This is a genomic window from Thermoleptolyngbya sp. M55_K2018_002, assembly GCF_015295965.1.
Classification (GTDB): Bacteria; Cyanobacteriota; Cyanobacteriia; order Elainellales; family Elainellaceae; genus Thermoleptolyngbya; species Thermoleptolyngbya sichuanensis.
The window spans coordinates 1-2,649 of record NZ_DVEA01000315.1; the positions used below are offsets into that span (position 1 = coordinate 1).

Genomic DNA, 2,649 nt, shown 5'->3' on the forward strand with positions numbered 1-2,649 from the left:
GCGTTGGATTTGGGGCAGGTTGGGCGCTCGACGTGGGACTGGGCGCGGGCGGGGTGTGAACCGTGGGCAGGCTCAGCAGCAGGCTAGCCAACCGGGGCGATAGCTCGTCGGGGGGCAGCTGGTGTTTGGCGGCGAAGGCGCGGTAGGCCACCTCCGTATGGGGGTTCCAGTCGCCCGTGGCGGTTCCAACCGGGTGCCCAATCCGATTCAGCGAGGCCTGCACCGACTGCACCAGCGCCCGATTGCTGCGAATCGAGTCGATGGCGTAGCTCATCGTGTCGGCGGCGATCGCCCGCAGCGTCAGTCCGTCCATCGGAACCGCCCTTCTAGGTCGTATATTCTGCGTTAATCTTCACATAGTCGTAGCTGAGGTCGCAGCCCCAGGCCATGCCCACCCCAGGGCCACTGCCAATGCTGACGGACACCAGCACCGTGTCGGTTTTCAGGTATTCCCCAGCGGCGGCTTGCTTCATGTAGTTGCTGGCGGCGGGGCGATCGAAGGGCAGCGGCTGTCCGTGATCCATCAGCAAAAAGTCGCCCAGCTTGACTTGGAGTTCGCCCTGGTCGAAGGGCACCCCGGCCCGTCCAGCGGCGGCGGCGATGCGACCCCAGTTTGGGTCGCGCCCAAACACTGCCGATTTGAACAGGGACGACCCGGCAATCGTGCGGGCTACCTGGCGGGCGGCTGCGTCGTCTGGTGCGCCGCTGACTCGAATTTCCAGCAGGCAGGTTGCGCCTTCGCCATCGCGGGCGATCGCCTTGGCCATCCGCATACACACCTCCGTCAGCATTCCCTCTAGCCGCTCGGCATCGGGGCCCGGCTCGGTAATCGCGGGCGTGCGCGATTCGCCGTTGGCCAGCGCCAGCAGCGTGTCGTTGGTGCTAGTATCGCCGTCTACCGTGATCTGGTTAAAGCTTTTATCGGCGGCGCGGCTTAGCATTTGCTGCCAGAGATGGGGCGAAACGGTCGCGTCGCAGGTGACAAAGGCCAGCATCGTCGCCATGTTGGGGTGGATCATGCCAGACCCCTTGCAGATGCCGCCAATTCGCACCGGGCGACCGTCCAGCGTCGTTTCCAGTGCCACGCTCTTGGTCACTAAGTCGGTGGTGATAATTGCCTTTGCGGCGGCATCGGAGCCGTCGGGCGTGGCAGCGGCCACCAGATTGGGAATGCCCGATCGCAGTTGCTCCATGCGGATGCGCTGCCCAATGACCCCCGTCGAAGCCACCAGCACTTGCTCGACTGGAATATTCAGCGCTGTCGCCAAAAGCTGGGCACTTTCCAGGGCATCCTCCCAACCCTGGGAACCCGTGGCTGCGTTGGCTTGTCCAGCGTTGCATAAAATAGCCCGCGCCGTCGCCTTTGCCTCTAGCCGCTGACGGCAATAGTCTACGCAGGCTGCCTTCACCTGGCTGGTAGTAAAGACTCCAGCGGCGATCGCCTCCACTTCTGAATAAATCAGCGCCAGATCCGGCGCACCTGACGGCTTTAGCCCTGCGGCAATGCCCGCTGCCCGATAGCCCTTTGGCGCAGTTACGCCACCCGAAATTTCCTGCCACTCAGCCATGTTTAACCCCTGCTTGATGCGGAAACAACTCAATAGATCAAAAGATCAAAGGAGGATTGCAATCTACGGATCAAAGGCTAAAGGATAAATCAGAAACAGACGGTGTAGGCGCGATCGTTCATAAACGTATATGGAGGATTCAATTGCGCTGGCGTTCTTTCCCTTTGGCAGAAGCGTCCAAAACATTGGGCGATCGCCGCTCTGTCCCTGACGCTGGCATGGGTGGTGGATCAAAGGCAATTGCCCACCGTGCATTCTGCACCAAGTGCCGCACTGCAATTAGATACATCTCTGCATCGTTGCGCTGCCGAAACCGAGCCACGGCAATCGTTTGACAATTGGGCAGCAGACGATAGACCACCCACGGATGAAGCTGGTCGTAATAGCCCTTAGTATTTTTGTTGGGAGAAATGAGACACTAAAACCAGGGCAAGCCCTCACCGCAAGGCGTTGAGCTTCCCTAGAAATGTTATGTCTCATTTTGAAGCTTCAAATTGAATATGTCAACCTGAGGCTTCATGTTGGGATAAACCTTGTTCTCAATGCCCGAAGACACTAACGCCAGCGCTGCCCAATTCCAGAATCGCCCTTCGGCAATCGAGGCCTTGCGATTAGAACGCACCCAGCTCACTCAGGATGAGTTGGCGATTCGGTGTGGAATTCCGCGATCCACTTATCAACGCTGGATTGCTGGCAAAACTGAGGCAAAATTGAGTCTGCTTCAGTTAAAAGCACTTTGTAGAGAATTGGGTATTGAAAGGATCGATGAACTACCAGATGACTTTGCACCAAGCTAATCGCTAATCGAGAAGCGAATCATTAACCTGCGCTTTTAACCCAGACTGACCGTGGCAGCCAAACCTCCTAATTCTGCAACTGCTTCTCCCCAAGCCCCCACGCCAGCGCAGCGGGCCGCCGAACTGCGGAACCTGCTGAACCAGGCCAGCTATGAGTATTACGTGCTGGATGCGCCAACGCTGCCCGATGCCGTGTATGACCAGCTTTATCGAGAGCTTCAGGATCTGGAAGCCGCAGACCCGACGCTGATTTCGCCCGACAGTCCCACCCAGCGCGTGGGCGA

At 58.6% G+C, this 2,649-nt stretch carries 4 protein-coding genes and 1 pseudogene; 2 read left to right on the forward strand and 3 right to left on the reverse strand.

Translation table 11 applies throughout. The features are described from left to right. From IGS51_RS16175 to IGS51_RS16185, 3 genes are all read right to left on the reverse strand, one after another. A partial coding sequence (locus IGS51_RS16175; protein ID WP_297079792.1) for a peptidoglycan-binding domain-containing protein occupies positions 1-313 on the reverse strand: 313 nt, incomplete at its 3' end. Between the two features lie 13 nt (positions 314-326). Continuing rightward, positions 327-1,568 (reverse strand): bifunctional ornithine acetyltransferase/N-acetylglutamate synthase, encoded by a 1,242-nt coding sequence (gene argJ, locus IGS51_RS16180; protein WP_297079794.1) that lies wholly within the window; start codon positions 1,566-1,568, stop codon positions 327-329. A gap of 139 nt (positions 1,569-1,707) precedes the next feature. Next, on the reverse strand, positions 1,708-1,890 hold the full coding sequence (locus IGS51_RS16185; RefSeq protein WP_297079795.1) for a hypothetical protein: 183 nt from the start codon (positions 1,888-1,890) through the stop codon (positions 1,708-1,710). A gap of 220 nt (positions 1,891-2,110) precedes the next feature. Between IGS51_RS16185 and IGS51_RS16190 the strand changes: the two genes are divergently transcribed. Beyond that, positions 2,111-2,365 (forward strand): helix-turn-helix transcriptional regulator, encoded by a 255-nt coding sequence (locus IGS51_RS16190; protein WP_297079797.1) that lies wholly within the window; start codon positions 2,111-2,113, stop codon positions 2,363-2,365. Positions 2,366-2,416: 51 nt separating this feature from the next. After that, positions 2,417-2,649, forward strand: a pseudogene (locus IGS51_RS16195) (NAD-dependent DNA ligase LigA); the annotation flags it as partial.